Raw genomic sequence first — 22,377 nt, 5'->3', positions numbered from 1 at the left:
GCCGGTCCCTCACGTCAGCGCCCGGGACCGGAGGGCGACCAGGCCCTGGGGCCGGAACTGCAAGAGCGCGACGACGGCTACGAACACGGCCACCTTGGCCAGGCTCGCCTGGGTCTGGAACTCGACGAAGGCAGCCAACACGCCGAGACCGATGGCGGCCAAGACCGCGCCCCGGATCTGGCCGAGGCCGCCGGCCACCACCACCAGGAAGGCGTCGACTATGTAGTTGGTGCCGAGGGAAGGCCCGATGGGCCCGAGCAGGGTCAAGGCGACGCCGGCCGCCCCGGCCAGTCCGGAGCCGATGAAGAACGTTCGCTGGTCGACCCGCCCGGTGTTGATGCCCGTACAGGCCGCCAACTGGCGGTTCTGCACCACCGCCCGCATGCGGCGGCCCTGGGTCGAGCGGGCCTGGTAGATCCATATCCCGCTCACTGCGGCCGCGACCAGGGCGATTATGAACAGGCGGGTATAGGGCAGCGTCGTGCCGAACGCCGCCAACCCTCCATCGAGCCACGAGGGTTTGGTCACGTTCACGTTGGGAGCCCCGAAGATGTCACGGGCCACCTGCTGGAGCACGAGGCTGACCCCCCAGGTGACCAGCAGCGTGTCAAGCGGGCGCCCGTACAGGCGCCGGACGAGTACCCGTTCGAGCACGAGGCCCATGGTCCCGGCCAGCACGAAGGCTGCCGGCAGGGCCACCAGCAAGGACACGGCTCCCAGCCCTTCACCGATTACGTAGGCGGTGTAGGCCCCCGCCATGATCAGCTCGCCATGGGCCAGGTTGATGACACCCATCTGCCCGAAGGTGAACGTGAGACCGAGGGCGATGAGCAGCAGCACCGAGCCGACGCTGAGGCCGGTGAAGAGCTGGGAGACGTAGATGTCCAAGGGGACGGTCAGCCTTGAGCCGTCAGGAGAGCCCGACGGCCCAGGGGTAGGTCTTGAGGTAAGGATCGGGCTTGATGGGTTGGCCCGAGTTCCAGACCTCCCTGATGAGCCCGTCGGCCTCGATGACACCGATGCGAGCCGTCTTGTAGATGTGCTGGGTCTCACCGTCGATGGTGACCGTGCCCTCGGGAGCGTCGAACGTCGTCCCCCCGGCGGCCGCCCTCACTGCCTCGACCTCGGTCGTGCCCGCTTTCTCGACCGCCATCTTCCAGAGGTAGACCTGGATGTAGCCCGCCTCGATGGGGTCGGCAGTGACCCGGTTGGCCCCGAACTTCTTCTTGTAGGCTTCGACGAAGGCGGTATTGGCCGGGTTGCTGGTCGTCTGGTAGTAGTTCCAGGCCGTGAGGTGACCGGCGACGTTGGCGGGGCCGATGCCCTTCACCTCTTCCTCGGCCACGCTCACCGACAGCACAGGCATGGCCGTCGAGCTGATCTGGGCGTCCTTCATCTGCTTGAAGAAGGCCACGTTGCTGTCGCCGTTCAGGGTGTTGAACACCGCCTGGGGGTTGGCGGCCCGGAGCTTGTTGATCACCGTCGAGTACTCGGTGTGGCCCAGCGGCGTGTACTCCTCGCCCAGGATCTCCATGCCGTTGGCGGCCGCGTAGGCACGGATCACCTTGTTGGCGGTGCGGGGGAACACGTAGTCGCTCCCCACCAGGAAGATCTTGGTCTTGCCTTGGCTCTTGAGGTAGTCGAGGCCGGGGATGATCTGCTGGTTGGTGGTGGCACCCGTGTAGAAGATGTAGGGCGAGCTCTCCAGCCCCTCGTACTGCACGGGGTACCAAAGAAGCGCCTTGTTGCGTTCGAAGACGGGCAGCATCGCCTTGCGGCTGGCCGAGGTCCACCCTCCGAACACGGTCGCCACCTTGTCGACGGAGATGAGCTTCTGGGCCTTCTCGGCGAAGGTTGGCCAGTCCGACGCCCCGTCCTCGATTACCGGGACGAGCTGCTTGCCCAACACGCCGCCGGCGGCGTTGATCTCCTCGATGGCAAGTAGTTCGGCGTCCTTGACCGCTACCTCGCTTATCGCCATCGTCCCGCTCAACGAGTGCAGGATGCCGACCTTGATGGTGTCGCCGCTACTGGCGCTGCCCTGACCGCCGCTGGCGGTGGTCTCCCCGGCCCTGTCCCCGCACGCTGCCGTCGCCAAAGCCAGAGCCGTGAACAGTGCCAGCCCGAGCCGCACCCGTTTGGTACGCAAAGTCGTTCTCCTTGAGTCGGTTCGCGCCGACCATAGGAACCGACCGTTTCCGCCCCGGTTCGCGCCTGTTCCGGGCCCGTGAAGGGGCTCTTGCCCGTTTCTGACGCTTCCTCGGCTAGTGCGTCACGACCTGGATCTGCGCCCCGGCGCCGTTGCCGGCTGACCGGTGCGCTCGACGCGGGCACACCTCGCCGTCCGGCTCAGCGCACTCCCGCGTCGTAGACCTCGGCCGCCGGCAGGCTCAACAGCCGTTCGGCCATCTCCTCCTTGAGCCGGCTGGCGCGGGCTGCCTCGGACGGTGTGGGGGCCGGGCGGCACGCGAGGTCGAGAAAGTCCTCGGGCACGTGGCCCGGCCGCAGGACCAGTTCCGCGACCGTTCCCCGATAGCCGAGCCGGAAGAAGAAGTGGCCGCCGGGGGCCGCCGGGGCCGCGGCTGCCGTCAGGTCGGTGGCCAGCCGGTAGCGCTCGCCCGTGACCGCCCGGGTGACCATCTCGAAGGCGTCGCGCGCCCCGTCGCCGGGGAACCCGCTCTCGACGGTGAGGTCATAACGCTCGGGCGGCTGGTCACCTGACAGCAACGGGAAGGCTCGCTCCATGGCCTTGAACGCATGGGCCACGCCGGCGACCGACGCCCGCCCGTGGTACTTGAGGATGTCGTCGAAGGTGATCGCCACCGGCGCGCCGTGATCAAGGACCACCAGGCTCGTCATACCCCGAATACTGCCCGATCTCGGCCGAACAGGGCTCACCGGCCGAAAACAGCCGCCCTTGAATGCCCGGCCGGCCGGCCACGGAGATCAGCTGCCCTCCAACCACAGAACCCTGTGGGCCGCAGCGACGAGGTCGTCGTAATGACCGTCGCACTACAAGCTACTGACAAGAGTTTCTAGTAGATCGGTGCCTCGACCTTCCGTAGACTCGGCGCTACGTGAGCCTCCCGACAGGGTGGGTTCATCGCTGGCGGCCCTAGCGGAGGACCAGTGGTTAGGCCGCAAGAGTGCGCGGGAGCAGCCGGGCGGCCTCGCCATCACCGAGATCGCCCTGGCCAACGCCGAAGGCGGGACCTGGCCTCGTCGCCGTGGCCCGCTCCATCCTGGTGATCGTCTCGCACGTCCATGCCGACCCAACAGCCGGCTTCCACGACCTCGGCGGGGACTTCTACTCGACGAGCGTCAACACCCAGCGCCGCACCCGCAACCTCGTCCACCAGGTCGAGGTCCTCGGGCCCCACGTCACCCTGACCCCCACCGCCTGAACACGCGACAGGCCGGGACTTCGTCCCGGCCTGGCTCCGCCCCGCACCCGAGTCCGGCGCGCCCACGCGCTCACGGAGCACCAGTCATTTCCGGATCAGCCCTCGGCTGGCCAGAGGTCGAGCGCCCACTGCTCGACCCCGTGGAAGAACATCTCCAAGTCGCGGGTCCTGGCCGCGGCCTCGTCCCGGCCTCGAACGCGCCAGGCGACGTGCCACAGCCCCGGTTCCGCGTCGAAGGTCCCGGATACGTCCCCGGCGAGCGAGCGGACCGACAGGACACCGCTCCTCACGGTCACGACCGCCTCCCCAGAGGCGTCCCAACCCTCGATGGGCAGAGCTGGCCGGCGGATGTGGAGCCGGACCTCCACCGAGGGGAAGAAATCCCGGCCCGCGGAAACGAACCCGAGGCCGGAATCGCTGACGACGACGGGCAGCTCAAGGTCGGTCGCCGTGGCGTCCTGGAGGGGGCCACGGCATCGGCGCGTCGGGGTCGACCAGGATGAAGAGGCCGTGGTCAGCGAGGGGCTGGAACAGCAACGCCCGGTCAGGTTGGGCCGCGGGGCTCGCCGGGTCCGACACGTGCCCTTTCTACTCCAGGATCATGACGTAGAACCTGTCGAGGTCGTTCGCCTCGTCGCCGGATCTCTCGCGGCCTCGTCGCGGCCTGAGCCGCCGCTGCCGTTCCGCAAGACGGACTCCGCAGGCCCCTGAACAGCACTTTTACCCGTGGAGACGACCGGACTCGAACCGGCGACCCCCTGCTTGCAAAGCAGGTGCTCTAGCCAACTGAGCTACGTCCCCTGGCCTGCTACTTGATCCCCGATGTACCCGACGGGACCTGTGTGGGGAGGACCGGCCCGATGTGCGAGGTTACCTCCGGGCCCAGGTCAGGATGTCCACGTGGGCCGGAGAGGCATCCCGCTGGGGCCAGTGGGGTCCGGGCGCACGGCGAGGACTTGGTGGTGGGAGGAGTCGTCCCGATCGAAGTTCACGGCGAAGCCGGCCATGTAGAGCCTCCACACCCGGGCTCGGCCTGGGCCGACCAAGGCGACAGCCGCATCCCAGTTCTCCTCCAGCTTGCGCACCCAGCGCCGCAACGTGAGGGAGTAGTGCTCACGGAGCGACTCAACGTGTCGGACTTCGAGGCCCGCGGCCTGCATGGCCGAGACGACGTGCCCGACCTCATGGATCTCGCTGTCGGGGAACACGTACCGTTGCATGAACCCCCGCCGGGCGGCTGGGGCGTTGCGGCCCGCGGGCTGGCTGATGGCGTGGTTGACGAACCTCCCCCGAGGTGCCAGCAGGGTGTGGACCTTCTGGAAGAACTGGCCGTCATGGAGCCCGATGTGCTCGAACGACCCGATCGCGCTGACGGCTTGGTAGGGACCGTCGTCGACCTTGCGGTAGTCGAGGTGCCGGACGTCGATGCGGCCGCTCAGCCCTTCCTCGGCCACCCGCTTTCGGGCCCACTCGACCTGCCGGAGAGACAGCGAGACACCCACCGCGTGGGCGCCATAGTGCTTAGCCGCGTGCACCAGCATGGCCCCCCAGCCGCAGCCGATGTCCAGGAGCCGCATGCCCGGCTCGAGGGCGAGCTTGCGACAGACGAGATCAAACTTGTTGGCCTGGGCCTGCTCGAGGCTCTCCTCCTCGTTCTCGAAGATGGCGGTCGTGTAGGCCATGGAGGGGTCGAGGAACAAGGCGAAGAACTCGTCGGGGAGGTCGTAATGGTGGGCGAGGGCGGCGCGGGAGCGAGCCGGCGTGTACCGGCGCCCCACCAGCCGGGCCTCTTCGGGCGGTGGTACCAGCGGCCGGAGGGCACGAAGGCCCAGCATCCTCGCCGCCTGCAGGGTCTGGGCCGGTGTCAGCCTCACTGGCCCCAGAAGGTCTCGTAGCTGGAACAACGAGAAGATGTCGCCTTCGATCTCCAGGTCGCCCGCCACGTAGGCCCGGACGAACCCCAGCTCCCCCGGTGCCTGGACGATCCGGCGGAGCGCATCGGGCTTACGGATGACGATCGTGACAGCCGGGTCAGCCGGGCCGACGCGCGTCCCGTCGAAGGCCACGACGCCAACCGGCGGCTCGGGCCCCAGGACATCCGTGAGCAGGGAACCGAGTGTCATCGGACGCTCCCTCCCCCGCCAGCCCTGCACCGTGGCTGCTCCCTTCACTCAGGTGGAAGGTCAACTCACTCTAGGGACCTCGCCACCAGGTTGCACGGGTCTCCGGGCCCGCTTACATGTCACGGCTCGACGCAGCTCTCCCACCCTCCCGAGGCGCCACGGCGGTCCCCCAGTGGGTTACTCCAGGAGGCCCATGCGGCCCACCAGTGCGATGACCCGGTCGATCGTCTCCAGTGCTCCGGATAGGTCACGATCGGCGACCGGCTGGTTCGACGCGACACGGTTGCGGAGCAGCCGGACCCGCTCCAGCTCCGCACGCGGGATGCCGGCAGCCTCGCTCAGCCACGCGATGGGGTCGTCACCCCCTTCTCCCAGGGCCGCAGTCAACCCCATGTCCGCGGGCGCCAGATGGAGGACCTCGTTCCAGCCCTGCACCACGGCGGCGCGTGGATCACTCGGACGCGGTGCGCCCGGCCTGCCCATGCTGGTGCTCGCGGTACGACCGGTGCGCCGTGCCTGGCGCATACGAGCACCGCTCGCATCGCCGCCGCCGCCCCAAGGTCCCCCGGCTCCGCTGAGGCCACCGGGACCAAACGGGCTCGCCGGGCCAGGGGGACCCCCGGCTCCCCACGGGCTCCCCGGTCCCCCAGGACCACCGCCGCCCCAGGGGCTGCCCGCCCCCGACGGGCTGGCCTCTGCTGGGTTGGTGGTCGCCAACGCCCCACCTCGGATGGGCCCCAGCGCAGCCCCACAGGCGCCGCAACGCGCCTTGCCGCCGCCCGCGGGGACCTGGTTCTTTCGCTGGCACTCAGGGCAGCGAACCATCGTGGCCACGACCTGAGTCTGTCGCATCGATCGGTCACGTGGCCAACAGGCGGGGCGCCCCGACGGCAGCACTGACCGCCCCACCCGGTGCGCCTGAGGCGCCAGGCAAGCCGCCGGTCCCGCACTCGCGGCCGGGCGCCCCGACGATCACGATCCAAAACAGGACTTGTGACCTTCCCTGGCACCCCCGTCCAGTTGGGACCGCCTGCTTCGGCGGTCCACTGGCCCGCCACTGGCCCGCCCCTGGCCCGCCCCTGCGCGACCCTCGGCCTGCCGGCCCGGGACGGGCGCCCCGGTCACGGACAAGGCGCGGCAGAGGGTGGCCGCCCGCCCCTCGACCGCGACGGTTCGGCCGCTCGACGTGGTCAGGTGACCCGGTCGACGATGAACGCTACGGCCGAGAGCGGGCCCGGGAGGGCGGCCATGGCCGCGGCGACCCTCTGGGCGGCTTCGCGGTAGCCAGGCTCCTCGAGCACCTCCCGCACGGCTCCGGCCAGTACCGGGACGGCCGCCAGCCCGCCGTCGAGACAGACGCCGGCACCGGTGGCCGCCACCCGCTCGGCGTTGACGAACTGGTCGCTGGCGAACAGCGGCATCACGACCTGAGGCAGGCCCGCACCCAACGCCGCCATCGTGGTGCCGAAGCCACCGTGGCCCACCACCGCGTCCGCCACCAGGAGCACGTCGTCTTGGGGCCACCACCGCTCCACGTGGACGTTGGGGGGCACGGGCGCCAAGGTCGCGGGGTCGACGCCGTGGCCCGTGGTCAGCAGGGCCCGGACGGGCTCGCCCGCCAGCACGCCGAGCACCGCCGGGAAGAGCCCGGCGAAGGGGGGCAGTCCACCGGTGACCGACCCGAACGTGACGTACACGAGCGGTTGGTCCGGGTCGCCCCACGGCGGGAGGCCGGCCGCCCGGCGCTGCCCCCCGGGGGCGCCCTCGGCTCGAAAGCGGTGGACCGGGCCGGTCGCCGAGGCGAGGTCGTCGAGCTCGACGGGCACGCTGGTGAGCACCGGCGAGCGGGCCCAGCTCGCCGAGAGCGTCCCGGTAGTCAAACCGGCGAGGGCGTCGAGCTCGTCCAGGGCAGTGGCCACAGCCGGACGGGCCATGGCCACCGCGCCCGACAGCCCGATGGCCACCTCGACGTGGGGGACACCGGCCTTCTCCGCGGCCGCCAACGAGCCGAACTCGCACGTCTCCCGCACGACCACGTGGGGTCGCCATCGGGCGATCACCTCGGTCACGCCCGGGAGGGCGGCCTGGGCGTCGAGGCGGCCGAACACGTCCGAGAGCACGACCTGGTTGGCCTCCTCCCTCGGCAGGTGGGGCAGGCGGCTGAACACCGCGCCCATCACCTCGGGGGAGACGTCGGCGAACGGTTCGTGGGCGAACCCCGCCCCGGCCACGGCGTCGGCGAAGGAGGCGGGCGCCGCCACCCTCACCTCGTGCCCCGCCTGCTGGCAGGCTCGCGCCACCGGGACCAACGGCCCGAAATGACCAGAACCGGCGGTGGTACTGAACAGCATCCGCATCGTCGTCGTGCCCTCCCCCGGCCAAGCTACCGGTCTCACGCCGCATGGGTACCGGCGCCACGCGTTGGTATGCCCATCCGCCTCAGGGCGGTGAAGCACTGACGGGCGATCCGGGGTGGGGCCAAGTGGCGGATCTCGCCGACGAGCACGTCGGGCGGCGGATGCTCGGTGAGGACCCAGCGCGAGAACGAGCCGGCGTCGAACCATGCGGCCTCGGTAGGGGTCAGGGTGCGCTCTTCCCAGCTTCCCTCGATGACGAGCCAGCGCAACCGTTCCCAGTCACAGACCCGCTGGAGGGCGGCGGCCGCCGCCACCAACTCGCCGGTGCTGGCGATGCGGTAGTCGTCGTCGAGCAGGCGGGCCGCTGGGTGCTGGCTGCAGACCTCCGGCCAGCTCACTTCGCCGCCCTGCTCGGCGAGGAGGTGCAGCGTCGACTCCAGCCAGTAGGTGGCGAACAGCCCACCGGTGGGGACGGCGGGGGCGGCGGTGTCGAGCCAGAGGGCCCGTTGTAGGCAGTCGAGCACGACGCCGTAAGCCGGCGCCGAGCTCGAGACCTCACCGTCGAGCAGCAACCGGCTCACCACCGAACCGCGGCGATGGACCAGGACCACGCTCACGATCCGCCGGCTGGTGCCCCCGCGCCCGCGACCAGGGTCGTCGAGGGAGTAGGCACGACCGCCGGTTGCCACGCCCATGGCCAGCCAGTGCTCGGGGGCCACCGTGCCCACCAGCACCTCGGCGGGATGGCGGCCGTCGAGATCGAGCGTGCCGATGTTGATGTCGCCCCCGGTCTCGGCCAGGTGGACGAGAACGCCCCTGCCACTATCGGTCACAGCCTCAAGCAGGGCGTCAGCCGTTGTGCCCAGCAGGCGGGCGACGGCCTCATCGGACCAGCCCTCGTCATTGCGGTCGTCGGGTTGGTGTTGGTGGTTCGCGGTCATTTCAGGCTCCGGCCCTTCGGTCGTGTGAACGAAAGACCGTCGTGAGCCCGACGGCGAAGGCCCGCCCTGGTACCGCCCTCCACGATGCCCGCCCGTCAGCCTCCGGTCAAGAGGTGGGACCGATGTCGAAGATGGCTGTGACGTACTTCTCGACGGCCCGGACGCCGAGGATCCCGCAACGCCATCCCCTGAGGCCGGATCGTCTTCCCGGCCGTGTCAGCGCCCTGTGGCCACGTCGGCGGGCTGCCCGGCGGGCTGCGACTGGTGGCCCGGCCGTGGCGCGACCATCTGCTCGTGGCCGTGGGTTCGGCGCTGGAGACCTGATCCCGGCGCGCCAAGGGCACGCGCCCCGCCTGGCGCGTGCCCTTGACCGCTAATGCATGCTGGCTAGCCGGCGGCGGTCGCCTGCTGGCGGGCGGCTGCCGGCTGGGGCGACCCCCCGCCCCCGCCACGGAGGCGCATGGCCAGCAGCAGGACGAGGCCGGCCACGACCAGACCGCCGAAGGCGGCGGCCAGGATGGGGGCCGTGGTGTTCGACGTGGCCGGCAGGGGGGCGAACTGCGCCGAGGTGCCGTACACGTCCTGGGTCTGGTTCAGCTCGTCGGGCTGGCGGGCCTCGGCCCAACCGAAGACCGCGTACTGGTTGGTCGAGGCCACCCCCGGCGCGTAACGGAGGTCGGAGTTGAAGCTGATGCCGTAGTTGAAGTCGAGGGGCTGGTCGCTGACGGTCATGTTGGGCGCCCACGTCTCGCCCCCGTCGGTGGAGTACGTGTACTCGACCGAGAACTTGTTGTCAGCCAGGCCCCGGTTGCTCTGCCAGATGACGTCCACCCGACCGTTGGGCGCCACGCTCAGGTTGGGGTAGAAGTTGGTCGTGTACTCGTCGGGGGCGGCGTCGCCCACGGCCAGGGGCTCCGACCAGGTCACCCCGTCATCGGTCGACCGCTGCATAACGACATCGGCCACTCCCGAGGTCGGCGAGGTGGGCGGCGTGGCCGCGTGCACGGCGATGATCGTGCCCTCGGGCCCGCCGTGGGGCGTCCAGCCCAGGCCGGTCATGGCCCCCGTGCCGTCGTAGCGGGGCGGGCTCAGGGTGTTGATCGTGAACGTCTGGCCTTGGTCGGTGGAGCGGGCGATGAGCTGGGGCAGGGCGAAGTGGAACCACGAACCGGAGGCGCCTCCCGAACCGGAGTCCTCGGGGGCCGTCGGAGCGGTACCGGGCTCGAACTCGGGGCCGGCCACCACCAGCAGGGTGCCGTTGCGGGCGAACATGAACGGCGCCCCGAAGCCGGTGCGCATGATCAGGGGCACGGACTGCCCGGCGATCGTGAAGTTGACCTGGGAGGTGGCGTTCAGGTTGACCCCTTCGGCGAAGGTGTCGCCGCCGTCGGTCGAGGTGGCCACCATGACATGGGGCCGGCGTAGGGGTGACCCCGCGGGCGCGTCCGGGTGGGAACGCACGTAGCCGACGTGGACCACGTCGCGGGCCCCGGAGGTGTCGACGGCCAGGCCATGCACGCCGCTGGCCGACGGGGCCGTCTCGCCCGTCTTGCCCCGGTTGTCCTCGACCATGGTCGTCTGCCACGTGTTACCCAGGTCGGTAGTGCGGGCCAGCAGGATGCTCGACTTGCCCTCGCGCGGGCCTTCGCCGTCACCGTAGGCCTGGCGGGCGTAGTAGATGACCCCGTTGCTCCCGAACTTCACCTGCACCGTGGGCACGCCCGCAGTGAGGTTCGTGCAGAAGGGGTAGGCCTCCGAGCCGGGCAGCTCGTTGGAGAAGTTCCACGTGCGGCCGGCGTCACGCGAGACCGTCATGTAGCAGATGCGGCTGCGCAGGTCGGCAGTGGCGGCCACGACGACCCGGGGGTTGTTGGGGTCGACGGCCATGGCCGAGGGGCCGGTGAAGCCCCGGGCCGGGGCCTCGGCGTCGCGGGTCATGTTGACGGCCGACAGGACCTGGTCGACCTGCTGGTCCTGCTGGGCGAACGTGACCTTGGGGTAGGTCATGGCGGTCTGGGCGGTGGCCGGGCCGGTGGTCGACGCCACCATGGCTCCGGCCACGACGGCCAGCGCGCCTCGGAAAAGCTTGCGAGTTCTCATCTCGTCTCCTGAGTCGCTTGGGGCCGTCGGCTACTTCTTGACCGGCTCGGGCTTGGGCTCGGGGCCCTTGCCACCGGCGATGACGGTGTACACACCGGCCAGCAGCAGCATGGCGCCAGCCACACCGAGACCGACCAGGATGAGGGTGGCCGCGCTGGGGCCGGACCCGACCTCGAGGGCCGACGGGCGGGCCTCCGGGCCGGCGGGCAGAGGCGGCTGGGTGCCCACGTAGATCGTGGCCCGGCCGATGTTGCCGGAGTTCATGTGGTGGTAGTTCTGCACCGAGACCAGGAAGTGGGTGCCGAGCTGGAGGGTCTCGGGGATGGGCACCTCGAGGGTGTGCGAGCTGGTCATGGTGGTGGTGGGCGCCGGGTGGGTGGCCAGGAGCTGGCCCGTGGGCGAGTTGAGGCGCACCTCGATCGGTGCCCCCTGGGCGTACTCCCGCAGCAACACGGTGACAGTGCCGCCTGGCTGCACCGACGGGTTGCCGACGATGGTCATGGAGACGGGGGCCACGCAGGCCCAGGCAAACGATGCGGGTACGGCAATCGCGACTGCGGCGAGCATCCCCACCACCGCGCGCGTACGTGTCAGCTTCAAGTCAGTTCCCTTTCCCGAGCCTTACAGGTTGATCGATCCTAACGATGAGATGAACTTACGGCAACGCGAGTATGTGCAAGTGGATAGCAGCCTACGATGTCGGCGTCCGGGTGTCATGAGAAGGGTTGACCGAGTGGTGGGTCGCGCCGCGCTGGTTGCGCTGGCACTGGGTTTGGGGGCCGCGGGGGCCGCCGTCGGGGCTGCCCCCGTGGCCGCCCACGAGCAGCAGGCGGTGGGCGGTTTCGTGTTGGTGGTGGGCTGGGGCCAGGAGCCGGCCTACACGGGCCTGCTCAACAGCGTGCAGGTGCGGATCACCGAGGCCGGCAGCGGGGCCGCGGTTACCGACGTGGCGGGCACGCTCAACGTCGAGGTGGTCAAGGGCGAGGACCGCGTGACCATGCCGATGGTCCCCAACTTCGGCACCTCCTCGGGCACGCCTGGTGACTACCGGGCGTGGCTGACGCCCACCCGGCCGGGGAGCTACACGTTCCGCTTCACCGGCACCATCCGGGGCCAGAGCGTCGACGAGTCGTTCACCTCCTCGAGCACGACCTTCGACGACGTGGTGGACGCCACCGAGACCCACTTCCCGGCCCGGGACCCCTCGACGGGCCAGATCGCGACACGGATCGACCGCGAGGTCCCGCGGCTGGAAGCCCGGGCCGACGAGGTCGAGGCTGCCCTGGCGGCCGCCGACGATCGCGTACGCAGTGCCCGTGCCCTGGCTGTCGCGGGCCTGGCCCTGGGCGGCCTGGGGGCGTTGGCGGCCGGCGCCGCCCTTGTCTCCGCCCGCCGTTCTCGCACGGCCCCGCCTGGCCGTCCGGCGGCCGGCAACGATGCCAGCCGCGGGGCGGGGGCCACGGGCGCGGCGCGATCTCGTACACCGTGACCGCCCGGGCGGGGTGGCCCCGAGGGCGGGGGCCGGCCGCGCTGGCAGCCGTGCTGCTGACCGCCCTGTGGATGGCACTGGCCAGCGCCCCGGCGTCGGGGCACGCCCTGCTGGCGGCCTCCAACCCGGCCGACGGCGAGAGCCTGGCCGAGGCGCCGGGCTCGGTGGTCCTGGCCTTCACCGAGAGACCCGACTTCGCCCTGACCACCGTGCGGGTGCTCGACTCGTCGGGCAAGGAGGTGCGGGCCGGCAAGCCCGAGCCCGTTCCCGACCAGCCCTACCAGTTGCGAGTGACGCTCGAGGGCCTCGACCAGGGCGCCTACACGGTCACGTGGCGGACGACCTCGTCCATCGACGGGCACACGACGGCGGGCTCGGTCGGGTTCGGCGTGGGAGTGCCCGCCCCCCTGCCGGGCGAAGCCGGAGTGGTCCTGATGGATACCCCCGCGCCCACCCCCGTCGGTGTGGCCGGCCGGTGGCTCTTCTACGCGGGCGTGGTGCTGATGCTGGGGGCGGCGGTGGTGGGGGTGGCTGTCGCGGCCGACGTTGCTTCCCTGCCCCGGCGCTCCCTGGCCGCTTCGTGGCTCGCGGCCGTTGTGGGCGTGGGGCTGTCCGTCGCCGACCAGCGGGCGTCGGCCGAGACCAGCCTGGGCAACTTGCTCTCGTCGGCCACCGGCCACAAGCTGACTGTGCAGGCGGTAGCCGTGCTGGCCGCGGGGGCGGCCGTGGCGTGGTCCGCCGTACGCCGCGACCGGGCACCGCTGGTGGCCGTGGGTGTGGGGGCGGCCGCGGCGATGCTGGCCCGTGCCCTGGCGGGCCACGCCGACGCCTCGTCGGCCCGGTGGTTCACGGTCGGGGCCCAGTGGTCGCACATGGTGTCGGTGGGCGTGTGGGTGGGCGGGCTCGTCTGGCTCCTGGCCGCCATGCGCCGGGGCGACCCGGGCCGGGGCCGGGGCCTGGCCCGCCGCTTCTCCACGGTGGCCGCCTGGGCCCTGGCCCTCGTGGTGGTCTCGGGGACGGCCCGTGCCCTCAACCAGGTGGGGGCGTGGGACCGGCTGGTCAACACCGACTTCGGCTTGGCCCTGCTGGTCAAGCTCGGCCTCTTCGCCGTACTCGTGGCCCTGGGGGCACGGGCGCGGTTCCGCCACGTCCCGGCGGCTGCCGGGGGGGGCGCCGGCGGCTTCCGGCGGGTCGTGAGGCTCGAGGTGGGGTTGGGGGCCACCCTGCTGGCCGCCACCGCGGTCATGGCCGGCTTCCCCCCGTCGGTCCTGGTGGCCGCGGCATCGAAGGAGGCCGCCGCGGCCGCCGCTCCCATCAGCGTGACCGGGAGCGACTTCGCCACGACGGTCCGTGTCCAACTGGTGGTCACCCCCGGCCAGCCTGGGCTCAACCGCTACGAGGCAAAGGTGGACGACTACGACACCGGCCGGGCGGCGGGCGCCGACCGGGTCTCGCTGCGCTTCCAGCTCAAGGACAACCCCGACCTGACGCCCACGGCTGTCGACCTCGAGGCCTCAGCCGACCAGCGGTGGCGAGGATCGGGGCGGGACCTGTCGATCGCCGGCATCTGGACCGTCACCGTCGTGGTCGAGTCGGGCTCGGACGCCGTCGAAGTGCCCATGGAGGTCAACACCCGCCGTTCGGGAGCGGGCAGCGGGGCCCCCTGCCCCGAAGGCGAGACCGACCCGGCGTACTCGGCCACCGTCGACTCCGAGCCCGACCCGCCCCGCCTGGAGGGCACGACCTTCCGCCTGGCCGTGCGCCGCGACGGCCGGCCCGTGACCGGGGCCCAGGTCTGCTTCGCGGCCGACATGCCCGAGATGGAGCACCCGGGGGTGAGTGCCATGGCTCGGGAGGCCTCCGGCGGGCGCTACGACGTCGACATGAAGTTCATCATGGCGGGAACGTGGTCCGCGGCGATCGTGGTCGCTGAACCGGGCCGGCCGGTGGCCCTCGTCCCCCTCCGTATCCAGGTCCGGTAGGTGGCTGGGCGACAATGGTCATTCGTGGGTGACGAGGCACGACAGCAATGGACCGGGCCCATCGAGGCTGTGGTGCTCGACGCCGGGGGGGTGCTGCTGCTGCCCGACCAGGAGGCCATCCGGGCGGCCGTCGGCCCCTACGTGGCTGACGTGCCCGACGACGCGACCTGCAACCGCAACCACTACCGCCTGATGGGCGAGGTCGACCGCATCATGGAGGGCGTCGACACGTTCGACGAGCCCGACTGGACCGGGCTGGACGCCACCATGGCGACCTACTTCGGGGTGGGCGACGAACACGTCGACGCCGTGCGGCCCCGCCTGCGCGACGTCTACCTGGCCACGCCCTGGGTGGCCGCGCCGGGGGCAGTGGGGGCCCTTCTGGCCCTCCAGGCCGCCGGCTACCCGCTGGCCGTCGTCTCCAACGCCGGAGGCGACATGGAGGAACAGCTCGAGACCCGCCAGATCTGCGCGGTCGACGGCCAGTCCGCCCAGGTGGCCATCGTGGTCGACTCCCACCGGGTGGGGGTGGCCAAACCCGACCCCCGCATCTTCGGGTACGCACTCGAGGCCCTCGAGATCGCGGCCGAACGGTGCCTTTACGTGGGCGACACCGTGCACTTCGACGTCAAAGGGGCCCGCAACGCCGGCCTGCAGCCGGTACACGTCGACCCCCACGGGTTCTGCGGGGCCGTCGACCACCCCCACGTCGGAGCACTGGCCGACCTTCCCCCCCTGCTCGGCCCCTACCCCGGCGCCACCGCCAGCGGTTCATCGCCCCGTACCTGACGGCCGGGCCGGGCCGCAGGCCAGGTGGGCCGCCACGGTAGCGGCGGGGTGCGGCGGTAGCGTGCTCGGCCATGCCCGGCCCCCCTGTCCTGGTCACGGGAGGCACCGGGATCGTGGGAGCGGCCGTGGTCCGTCACCTGGTGGCCGACGGGCGGCAGGTGAGAGGCCTGGCTCGTTCGGACCAGGCCGCGGCCGCACTGGTGGCCGCGGGGGCCGAGCCCGTGCGGGGTGACGTGCTCGACGGGACGTCGCTGGAGCGGGCCATGCAGGGGTGCGGCGCCGTCTACCACGTGGCCGGGGTCAACAAGTTCTGCCTGCGCGACCCGTCGCCCATGCACCACACGAACATGGCCGGGTCGGTGAACTGCGTGGCTGCGGCGGCCCGCGCCGGGGTGGGCCGAGTGGTCTACACGTCGTCGGCCGTCACCATCGGCGAGGCCACCGGCGCCCTGGGCCACGAGGAGTCGGCGCACCGGGGGACGTTCTTGTCCGAGTACGAGCGCTCGAAGTGGGACGCCGAGCAGGCCGTCCGCCGGGAGGCCGCGGCCCTGGGGGTGGACGTCGTCTACGTCAACCCGTCGTCGGTGCAGGGCCCGGGCCGGACGACGGGTACGGGCCAGGTGCTGGTGGCCTTCCTGCGGGGCCGGCTGCGGTTCTGGGTGGAGACGACCGTCAGCCTGGTCGACGTGGACGACTGCGCCCGGGGCCACCTGCTGGCCGAGGCTCGCGGGGTGGCGGGGAGGCGCTACCTGCTCAACGCCTGCTCGCTGGACGGTGACGAACTGCTGGCGGCCATGGCCGCGGTGGCCCCCGGGGTGCGTCCTCCCCGCCTCGTGCCGGCAGCCGCCCTCAAGGTGGCGGTGGCCGGGGTCGAGGGAGTGGCCCGGGCCCGGGACCGCACACCGCTGGTCTGCCGGGAGTCGCTGCGCGCCCTGCTCCACGGCCACCGCTACGACGGGTCGCGGGCCGAACGCGAACTGGGGCTGCGCTACCGTCCGGCAGCCGAGACCCTGGCCCGCACAGCCGCCTGGTTGGCCGACGAGGGCCTCGTCCCCCGCTCCGTGCTCGCCTGACGGCCGGGCCCCGGCCGGTGCGCCGATCCTCAGGCCGCCATGCGGCTGGCTACGGCGGTCACGAGGCGGGACCGTTCGGTGTTCGGGAAGGTGGCCCCCTCGGAGAACGTGAAGACGACGGCTACGCCCCGGCCCACTCGTACGAAGGTCTGGTCGAAGTTGAACGTCAGGACCTGGCCGGCGGCAGTGGCCCGCAGCACCATGCGGAAGCCCGCTTGCTGGTCGCCGGCCGGCACCGCCGGCAGGCGGGACGTGGTCAGCCTCGGGTTGGTGAAGCCTGGGGTGGCCCCCATGTCGGCCACCAGGGCGTTGCCCAGGCAGGTGGCAGTGACCTCGTCCTCGACGACGGCCAGCGCGGCCACGGCCTCGTCCTCGGTCGCGGCGAAGGACACGCTCGACGACACGCTGTGCACGCCGCTGCTGCGGGTGGGCGAGGACGCACCCCGGGGGTCGCCGGTCTCGCCTAGGACCACCAGCAGGGCGCTGGCACTGACGCACTCCGAGGCGCCCGCAAGGTCCTCGCCCTCGTCCTCGTCCTCGTCGGCATCGTCGGTATAGCCGGGCAGGTCGGCGGCAGCCAGCACGGCCTGCTCGGCCTTGCGCTTGTCCAGTTCGACCTGGGGCACGGTGGTGGACGTCGTGGTGGGCGCGGCCGCCTCCCCGCCACCCCCGCAGGCGGCCAGTAGCACGGCGGCGGCCAGTACGCCGGCGGTCAAGGAGGCTGCGCGCCCGGGTCGTTTCGACAGGTGGTCGTCCATCGCGTCGTCTCCTCGTTGTTCGTTCGGGCCGCCGTCGAGGGACCCACCGTCGCCGCGCGCCGGTACCCCGCGGTGTCGGCACGGCCACCCGCCACCTTGAGGGCGGTTTACCCTCGGGGGGTGCCCGAATTGCCCGAGGTACAGGCCATGGCCGAGAGGTTGGAGGAGGCCGTAGGCGGGGCGGTCTATTCGGGGGCGGCGCCGTTGCAGTTCTCGGCCCTGAAGACGGCCGTGCCCCCGCCCGAGTCCCTCGTCGGCCGGCGGGTGACGGGAGTGGGGCGGCGAGGCAAGTTCGCCCTGTTCGAGCTGGGCGGGCCCCGCATCGCCTTCCACCTGTCCCAAGGCGGGCGGGTCGACATCGAGGACCCGCCCAAGACGACCCGGCCCAAAGGGGCGGTCGTGCGCTGGCGGTTCGCAGGACGGGCCTCGGTGCTGCTCAAGGAGTTCGGCACCGAACGCAAGGCGGGGTGGTGGGTGCTGGCCGAGGGGGACGAAGGCCCCTTGGCCCGGCTCGGGCCCGAACCACTGTCGGACGAGTTCGCCGACTTCGTTCGGGCCAGCGAGGACTCCCGCCGGGTGCACACCATCCTGCGGGACCAGCGGACTGTCGCCGGGGTGGGGCGGGGCTACACCGACGACACCCTCCACCGGGCCGGCCTCTCCCCCTACGACAGCCTGCGCAGCCTGACGCCCGGCCAGCGCGATGCCCTGCTTGAATCCCTGCGGGCCGTGCTGGCCGATGGGCTGGCCGCCGAACGGCGCCGCACGGGCGGCCTGCCCACCAAAGTCGGCGACCACTGGGTGGTCCACGGCCGCCACGGCACTCCCTGCCCCCGCTGCGGGGAGGGCCTGCGGCGGGTGTCCTACGAGTCCTACGAGGTCACCTACTGCCCGGCCTGCCAGACCGGCGGCAAGGTGCTGGCCGACCGCCGGCTCTCACGCCTCGTGCGCTGATCTGGACCGGCGGCCGGAGCCGACCGGTCAGGCGACGGGCAGCGGGCGACGGGCAGGGGGGCCGGGCGACGGGCGACGGGGAGCGGGCGGCGGGCGACGGGCGGCGGGAGGGGGCCGGGCGCGGGCCGCGGGCGACGGGCCCGCCGACGGGGAGCGGTCAGGCGGACGGGGAGGGCAGGGGGTTGCCGTTGCCGTGCTCGCTGCCCTCGAACACAGCCACCTTGACGCCCCGTTCGGCCAGGGCGGCCAGGAAAGGGCCGGGCTCGACGAGGCCGGCCAGGCCCGACGCCCCGGGACCGGACAGGCGGCCGTCGAGGGCCCAGCGGGCGGCCATGGCGGCCACCGCTCCGGCGGCCACAGCCGGGCGGTCGACCGCCCCCAGCACCCGGTCGTCGAGGGCTACGCCCTGGGCGCCCCTGACCTCGACGCGCACGGCGCCGAGCTCGCCCTCGGGGTCGACCTTGGGCCGCAGCGGCAGGTGGGCCGCCAGCCGGTCGCGGCGGCTGGCCCCGAGGCGGGCCGACACCCTCTCGGCCTCGGGGAACGCATGGTGGAGCAGCACGGCGTCGGCCAGGGAGGCCCGGTAGCAGTCGATCCCCCGCACCGGGTCGGGGAACCAGCACTGCTCACGTCCCGAACCGGCCCGGCGCCCGTGCCACTGGCCGTCGCGCCAGTCGAGGGCCTCGCCTTTGAGGGCGGCCTGCTGCTGGCGCCCGCAGGCCGGCCCGCCCGTGCCCACCTTGGCCACCCTGATCTCGACCACGCGCTCGAAGGCCCGGGCGGCCAGGGCAGCCAGGACGCACGTCAGCCCGGGTGCGAAGCCGGCGCCGACGACCACGTTGAGGCCCTGGGCGCGGGCGGCCGCGTCAAGAGCCAGCAGGGCGCGTACGTCGTCGGGGCCGTCGCCCACCGACACGACGTGCGCCCCCCGCTCGAGGGCCTCCTCGGCCAGGGCCCGGTGGTTGTTGGGGGTTGCCAGCAGGGCCACGTCACCCGGTTCCAGCGAGGCCAGGCCGTTGCCGTCGACCGCTCGGGCCGGACGTCCGAACGACTCGGCCACGGCCGCCGCCCTCGCAGGGTAGGCGTCGACCACCACCACGTCGTCGAGGTGGCCCAGGAACAGCAGCTGGCGCCCGGCCCGGGCCCCGACCGTGCCGGAGCCCACCACTACGGCGCGCACTGGCCTACTTCAGCTCCGTGCCGGACAGCTCCCGCCAGCCGCCTCGCTGGGGCGGGACCCCCGAGGGCCCGCGCAGCCTCAAGACGGCGGCCACGATGCTGGCCAGGCCAACAGCCAGCAGGCCTCGACGAATCGTGCTCATGGTGGGGCTAGCAAGAATCGAACTTGCGACCTCATCCTTATCAGGGATGCGCTCTAACCGACTGAGCTATAGCCCCAGCAAACATGCTGGTCAGAGGCACTTTCGATGCCTCCGGAAAGGCCCCTGGAGCCCAAGCACAGCGCTAGTACAGCCCATAACTGTAGCCGTAGACTTCGGCTGCGCGGGAGCTGGTTGCCTCATCGGAACTGAGTCTACGGGCCGCCAACCGCTCCCAGCGAACGCAATCGCAGTCCTTCATCCCTCGACCACCTCGTCCGCTTTCTCGAGGACCTGGCTGCTGGCCAGCTGAACACCCTCAACGCCCTCGACCCGGTCCCCGGTAACGCACCCGACCCGGTCACGACGTTCGTCGGCCAGCACGGCAACCCCGTGAACGCGGGCCCTTACGCCCAAGGACGCGAGTACGGGATCATCATCGAGAACGGCACCAACGAGGCCCACATCGTCGTCGGGACTGCCGGTGCGGTCCAGTGGGCCGGGCTCACCCAGCACGGGCGTGCCATCGCCCATGTCCACCCGTTGGTCGACATGCAGCCAGCCGTGCAGCACAAGTAGGCCTGGTCAACTTCTCCTGGGCCACACGGACCCTATTCGGCTGGCGTCAGAACTCCGTCGTGCACGACTCCCGACACCACCACCATGAAGGCTGAGATCGCGCCGCCTTCCATCGTGGTCGGTGGCAGCGGAGCGGTCGTGTCGAGCTGAAGGGCCGCCCCCCGACATCGCGGCGGCGGACCCGGATCTACGTCGTCGCACAACAGTGGTCCCTGGCCGGGCACGGCAAGCAGCACACCTCGGACGGTCGCTGTGGTTCCGTTCGGGAGCCGAAGAGCGTCCGCAACGCTCACGCCGGGCCGGGCTACTTCTCGTTCCACCCGCCAAGCGGCCGAACTGTGGACGACGGCGCCGTTGCGATCGATCGCACGGACGTCGATGGCTTCCATGTCTTGATCGTCGGGCGCGGCAATGGCGACGACGAACCCTGCTGAGTCGGGCCGGATAGCAACACGGCGAGTCTGATCACCGACGGCGACTTCCACCGAGTCGACCGCGCCGATCACCAACCCGCCGACGGTGACCAGCCCATCGTCACCGACCACGGACCAGCCTATCGAAACCGGTCCCAACGACGGCGCAGCACGTGGATCGCGGTCGAGTGGCAGATCACCCCAGGTCCCTCCTCCGGATCCGACGTCGGTCCACGTGCCGTCCTCCTCAACAAACGTCACGACATCAACGATCCAAGCATCGTCACGACGACGGCGGACGACGAGTACGGCGGCAACGCTGTCGTGGGCGTCGAGGGCCAGCGCCTTCGCTTCGCTCGGTGCGAATGACGACTTCACCGCGGCGTCGACGCTGCCCCGGATGAGCGCCTTGAGTGCGATCGCTTCCACCCCCACTGCTACCAGGGTGCCAGGCCGGGGATGATGGTCGGCGTGCAGCCTCCGTCGTTCGAGTGGGAGTGGATGAGCGACTGGAGCGAGTGGGTGCTCGATCACGGGCCTCCGCCGCTCCCCGAATCGCTCGCTGATGGCGAGGTCGTCCCGATTACGCGCTGGGCAGGCGACCGGTTCGGCGCGTCTCCGGGCGGAGGCCGGCCGTTCCTTCGCCGTGCGGTTCATCCGTCAGCTACGCACCGAGCTCGACTCGTCGGGGCTGCCCGACTACCCGCACGGCTGAAACCTGGACGAGTTGACCTCGGGACGAGAAAAGCGGGTGCCAAATCGACGGACGGTCGGAGCGAGGACGATGCCCGGGAGGCGATCCGATGCCCGCTCGTACCGTCAGCGAGCGTCGGGAGGCGTGCAGATCACCCCGCGACCGGGGTCATGTGAGGCCGTAAGCCCTGTTGAGATCGCGTAGGTGATGGCCGTGGACGGTCTCGTTCTTCTCGTCCACGATGATCACCAAGTACACGTTGCGAGTTCCTCAGGCGCTCGTAGGGCAAGGCCCGCGCTGGTCGTCGAACCCCGGCCAGCGCCTCCAGGGCGATCAGACTGCCCGCTCTCGCGACCGCTCGCGTTCATCGATCAAGCGCAGAATGTCGGAAAGTCAGTCGACGCCGGCAGCCGGCATCAGGAACGAAAGCATCACGAACACGGCGCCGCAGACGAGAGCGCCAGCGACCAGGCCGGTTCCTAACCCATAGAGCCGCCTTCGGAAGATGATCACGCCGATGAGGGCGACACTCGAGCCGCTCACAACCATCGGCAACGTTCCGAAGGCGACCCAGAGCGAGCTAGTCACGGCCCATGCGATGACCAGGCCAGCCGAGACCGCGAGGATCTCGAGCCCCAGGCGCCTGACCGAGAGTCGGCCGCTACCGTCGCCAGCCACGCACGCAGTATGCCCGGTATCGAGCGGGGCCCGCCGCGGACTGGTCGATCTCGTTCGGCGCCGAACTGACAGCGCAGAACTTGGATTCTCGGGCGGGCCCAGCGAGTCGACCTTCGACCGGCAGGCGCGCGACCGATCGACGGCTCTACGCCGGCCGCACGGGCCACAAGGCGCACATAACGTCGCCCACTCGCCGTACCCCGGTGACCGGCTCGCCGCCAGCCCGACCGCCCGACTACGACACGCCCGGGGCGCGAGGAAATGCGCTCGCAGCGGAGTGGTCGATCCGGTCTGGGCGAGTCGCGCGGCGAAGGTCCCGAGGGGTCAGGCGAGCAGGATGGCTCGCAGCCCGGCTCGCGTGACGGCGTACATCCACGGGCCAACAGGCTTCGCGTCCACGATTGTGGCCATCTTCGCCCAGCACTGCTCCAGCAGACTGAGGCTGTCGGCGGTCGACTGGCTTGCCGTCCCCGTCAGGACGAAGCCCCGCACCCGATGTTCGACCCACATCCGCCTTTCGACCGGCCGATAACGGATTCGCTGGTCACGGGTGATGACGACGAGCTCCTCGGTGCCGACCACCCCCAGCCACTCGTCGTCAAGGCTCTGCCTCGGCACCTCGGGCAGGTCGGGATGGCCGGGGAAGACGACGTTGCCGTGCAGCTCGGCGAGTTCCTTGCCCAACGCCAGGTCGTTCTCATCAACGAAGAACCTGGCGGGCATC

Annotated in this window: 22 protein-coding genes and 2 tRNA genes; 7 read left to right on the top strand and 17 right to left on the bottom strand. The window is 71.4% G+C overall.

Annotated elements, in window-relative coordinates; all coding sequences use genetic code 11:
* Nucleotides 1-9: 9 nt before the first annotated feature.
* From urtB to AB1673_06630, 3 genes are all read right to left on the bottom strand, one after another.
* A complete protein-coding gene (urtB, locus tag AB1673_06640; protein ID MEW6153650.1) occupies nucleotides 10-888 on the bottom strand; it encodes an urea ABC transporter permease subunit UrtB in 879 nt (292 codons plus the stop codon).
* Between the two features lie 22 nt (nucleotides 889-910).
* Nucleotides 911-2,149: an urea ABC transporter substrate-binding protein gene (gene urtA / locus AB1673_06635; GenBank protein MEW6153649.1), complete on the bottom strand. Its 1,239-nt coding sequence runs from the start codon at nucleotides 2,147-2,149 to the stop codon at nucleotides 911-913.
* A gap of 200 nt (nucleotides 2,150-2,349) precedes the next feature.
* Entirely contained in the window at nucleotides 2,350-2,859 is a 510-nt protein-coding gene (locus AB1673_06630; protein MEW6153648.1) for a hypothetical protein, read from the bottom strand.
* A gap of 368 nt (nucleotides 2,860-3,227) precedes the next feature.
* On the opposite strand from AB1673_06630, the gene AB1673_06625 reads away from it, so the two are divergent.
* Nucleotides 3,228-3,404, top strand: a complete 177-nt coding sequence (locus tag AB1673_06625; protein MEW6153647.1) for a hypothetical protein — start codon at nucleotides 3,228-3,230, stop codon at nucleotides 3,402-3,404.
* Between the two features lie 95 nt (nucleotides 3,405-3,499).
* Here the strand turns inward: AB1673_06625 and AB1673_06620 are convergent, their stop codons facing one another.
* From AB1673_06620 to AB1673_06585, 8 genes are all read right to left on the bottom strand, one after another.
* Nucleotides 3,500-3,700 (bottom strand): hypothetical protein, encoded by a 201-nt coding sequence (locus AB1673_06620; GenBank protein MEW6153646.1) that lies wholly within the window; start codon nucleotides 3,698-3,700, stop codon nucleotides 3,500-3,502.
* 431 nt (nucleotides 3,701-4,131) lie between these two features.
* A tRNA-Ala gene (locus AB1673_06615) sits at nucleotides 4,132-4,205 on the bottom strand.
* 86 nt (nucleotides 4,206-4,291) lie between these two features.
* A complete protein-coding gene (locus tag AB1673_06610) occupies nucleotides 4,292-5,527 on the bottom strand; it encodes a cyclopropane-fatty-acyl-phospholipid synthase family protein (GenBank protein ID MEW6153645.1) in 1,236 nt (411 codons plus the stop codon).
* Nucleotides 5,528-5,704: 177 nt separating this feature from the next.
* On the bottom strand, nucleotides 5,705-5,965 hold the full coding sequence (locus tag AB1673_06605; protein ID MEW6153644.1) for a hypothetical protein: 261 nt from the start codon (nucleotides 5,963-5,965) through the stop codon (nucleotides 5,705-5,707).
* Nucleotides 5,966-6,717: 752 nt separating this feature from the next.
* Complete coding sequence (locus AB1673_06600; protein ID MEW6153643.1) at nucleotides 6,718-7,923, bottom strand: glycosyltransferase; 1,206 nt, start codon at nucleotides 7,921-7,923, stop codon at nucleotides 6,718-6,720.
* Complete coding sequence (locus AB1673_06595) at nucleotides 7,920-8,825, bottom strand: hypothetical protein (protein MEW6153642.1); 906 nt, start codon at nucleotides 8,823-8,825, stop codon at nucleotides 7,920-7,922. The genes AB1673_06600 and AB1673_06595 overlap by 4 nt, the downstream gene beginning before the upstream one ends.
* Nucleotides 8,826-9,212: 387 nt before the next feature.
* Nucleotides 9,213-10,925 (bottom strand): sialidase family protein, encoded by a 1,713-nt coding sequence (locus AB1673_06590; GenBank protein ID MEW6153641.1) that lies wholly within the window; start codon nucleotides 10,923-10,925, stop codon nucleotides 9,213-9,215.
* 30 nt (nucleotides 10,926-10,955) lie between these two features.
* Nucleotides 10,956-11,525 carry a hypothetical protein gene (locus AB1673_06585; GenBank protein MEW6153640.1) on the bottom strand — a complete coding sequence of 190 codons (570 nt, stop codon included), beginning with the start codon at nucleotides 11,523-11,525 and terminating at the stop codon, nucleotides 10,956-10,958.
* Nucleotides 11,526-11,658: 133 nt separating this feature from the next.
* On the opposite strand from AB1673_06585, the gene AB1673_06580 reads away from it, so the two are divergent.
* The 4 genes from AB1673_06580 (at nucleotide 11,659) to AB1673_06565 (ending at nucleotide 16,258) form a co-directional block, all read left to right on the top strand.
* Entirely contained in the window at nucleotides 11,659-12,414 is a 756-nt protein-coding gene (locus AB1673_06580) for a hypothetical protein (protein MEW6153639.1), read from the top strand.
* Nucleotides 12,411-14,396 (top strand): copper resistance protein CopC, encoded by a 1,986-nt coding sequence (locus tag AB1673_06575; GenBank protein MEW6153638.1) that lies wholly within the window; start codon nucleotides 12,411-12,413, stop codon nucleotides 14,394-14,396. Before AB1673_06580 ends, AB1673_06575 begins: the two co-directional genes overlap by 4 nt.
* 24 nt (nucleotides 14,397-14,420) lie before the next feature.
* Complete coding sequence (locus AB1673_06570) at nucleotides 14,421-15,185, top strand: HAD family hydrolase (protein ID MEW6153637.1); 765 nt, start codon at nucleotides 14,421-14,423, stop codon at nucleotides 15,183-15,185.
* A 71-nt stretch (nucleotides 15,186-15,256) separates the two neighbouring features.
* Nucleotides 15,257-16,258, top strand: a complete 1,002-nt coding sequence (locus tag AB1673_06565; GenBank protein ID MEW6153636.1) for an NAD-dependent epimerase/dehydratase family protein — start codon at nucleotides 15,257-15,259, stop codon at nucleotides 16,256-16,258.
* 29 nt (nucleotides 16,259-16,287) lie between these two features.
* Here AB1673_06565 and AB1673_06560 read toward each other — a convergent pair whose 3' ends face one another.
* Nucleotides 16,288-17,016, bottom strand: coding sequence for a hypothetical protein (locus AB1673_06560; GenBank protein ID MEW6153635.1), 729 nt, complete (start codon nucleotides 17,014-17,016; stop codon nucleotides 16,288-16,290).
* Between the two features lie 120 nt (nucleotides 17,017-17,136).
* Between AB1673_06560 and AB1673_06555 the strand changes: the two genes are divergently transcribed.
* Entirely contained in the window at nucleotides 17,137-17,970 is an 834-nt protein-coding gene (locus AB1673_06555; GenBank protein MEW6153634.1) for a DNA-formamidopyrimidine glycosylase family protein, read from the top strand.
* A 157-nt stretch (nucleotides 17,971-18,127) separates the two neighbouring features.
* Here the strand turns inward: AB1673_06555 and AB1673_06550 are convergent, their stop codons facing one another.
* Complete coding sequence (locus tag AB1673_06550) at nucleotides 18,128-19,150, bottom strand: Gfo/Idh/MocA family oxidoreductase (GenBank protein ID MEW6153633.1); 1,023 nt, start codon at nucleotides 19,148-19,150, stop codon at nucleotides 18,128-18,130.
* A 141-nt stretch (nucleotides 19,151-19,291) separates the two neighbouring features.
* Nucleotides 19,292-19,368, bottom strand: a tRNA-Ile gene (locus tag AB1673_06545).
* A gap of 314 nt (nucleotides 19,369-19,682) precedes the next feature.
* On the opposite strand from AB1673_06545, the gene AB1673_06540 reads away from it, so the two are divergent.
* Entirely contained in the window at nucleotides 19,683-19,868 is a 186-nt protein-coding gene (locus tag AB1673_06540) for a hypothetical protein (protein ID MEW6153632.1), read from the top strand.
* A gap of 32 nt (nucleotides 19,869-19,900) precedes the next feature.
* Here the strand turns inward: AB1673_06540 and AB1673_06535 are convergent, their stop codons facing one another.
* The 3 genes from AB1673_06535 to AB1673_06525 form a co-directional block, all read right to left on the bottom strand.
* Nucleotides 19,901-20,710: a hypothetical protein gene (locus AB1673_06535; protein ID MEW6153631.1), complete on the bottom strand. Its 810-nt coding sequence runs from the start codon at nucleotides 20,708-20,710 to the stop codon at nucleotides 19,901-19,903.
* A 658-nt stretch (nucleotides 20,711-21,368) separates the two neighbouring features.
* Nucleotides 21,369-21,653: a hypothetical protein gene (locus AB1673_06530; GenBank protein ID MEW6153630.1), complete on the bottom strand. Its 285-nt coding sequence runs from the start codon at nucleotides 21,651-21,653 to the stop codon at nucleotides 21,369-21,371.
* Between the two features lie 324 nt (nucleotides 21,654-21,977).
* A complete protein-coding gene (locus tag AB1673_06525; GenBank protein ID MEW6153629.1) occupies nucleotides 21,978-22,376 on the bottom strand; it encodes a hypothetical protein in 399 nt (132 codons plus the stop codon).
* Nucleotide 22,377 lies beyond the last annotated feature (1 nt).

The organism is Actinomycetota bacterium, from assembly GCA_040754375.1.
Lineage (GTDB): Bacteria > Actinomycetota > Acidimicrobiia > Acidimicrobiales > AC-14 > JBFMCT01.
The sequence above is the reverse complement of the archived record's forward strand: the minus strand, read 5'-3'. Positions and strand labels throughout refer to the sequence as shown.

Bases quoted from the DNA above. Each gene is read 5' to 3' on its own strand.
- AB1673_06630 (MEW6153648.1), bottom strand. From the start codon at position 2,859: ATGACGAGCCTGGTGGTCCTTGATCACGGCGCGCCGGTGGCGATCACC.
- AB1673_06610 (MEW6153645.1), bottom strand. From the start codon at position 5,527: ATGACACTCGGTTCCCTGCTCACGGATGTCCTGGGGCCCGAGCCGCCG.
- AB1673_06595 (MEW6153642.1), bottom strand. From the start codon at position 8,825: ATGACCGCGAACCACCAACACCAACCCGACGACCGCAATGACGAGGGC.
- AB1673_06590 (MEW6153641.1), bottom strand. From the start codon at position 10,925: ATGAGAACTCGCAAGCTTTTCCGAGGCGCGCTGGCCGTCGTGGCCGGA.
- AB1673_06565 (MEW6153636.1), top strand. From the start codon at position 15,257: ATGCCCGGCCCCCCTGTCCTGGTCACGGGAGGCACCGGGATCGTGGGA.
- AB1673_06560 (MEW6153635.1), bottom strand. From the start codon at position 17,016: ATGGACGACCACCTGTCGAAACGACCCGGGCGCGCAGCCTCCTTGACC.
- AB1673_06525 (MEW6153629.1), bottom strand. From the start codon at position 22,376: ATGCCCGCCAGGTTCTTCGTTGATGAGAACGACCTGGCGTTGGGCAAG.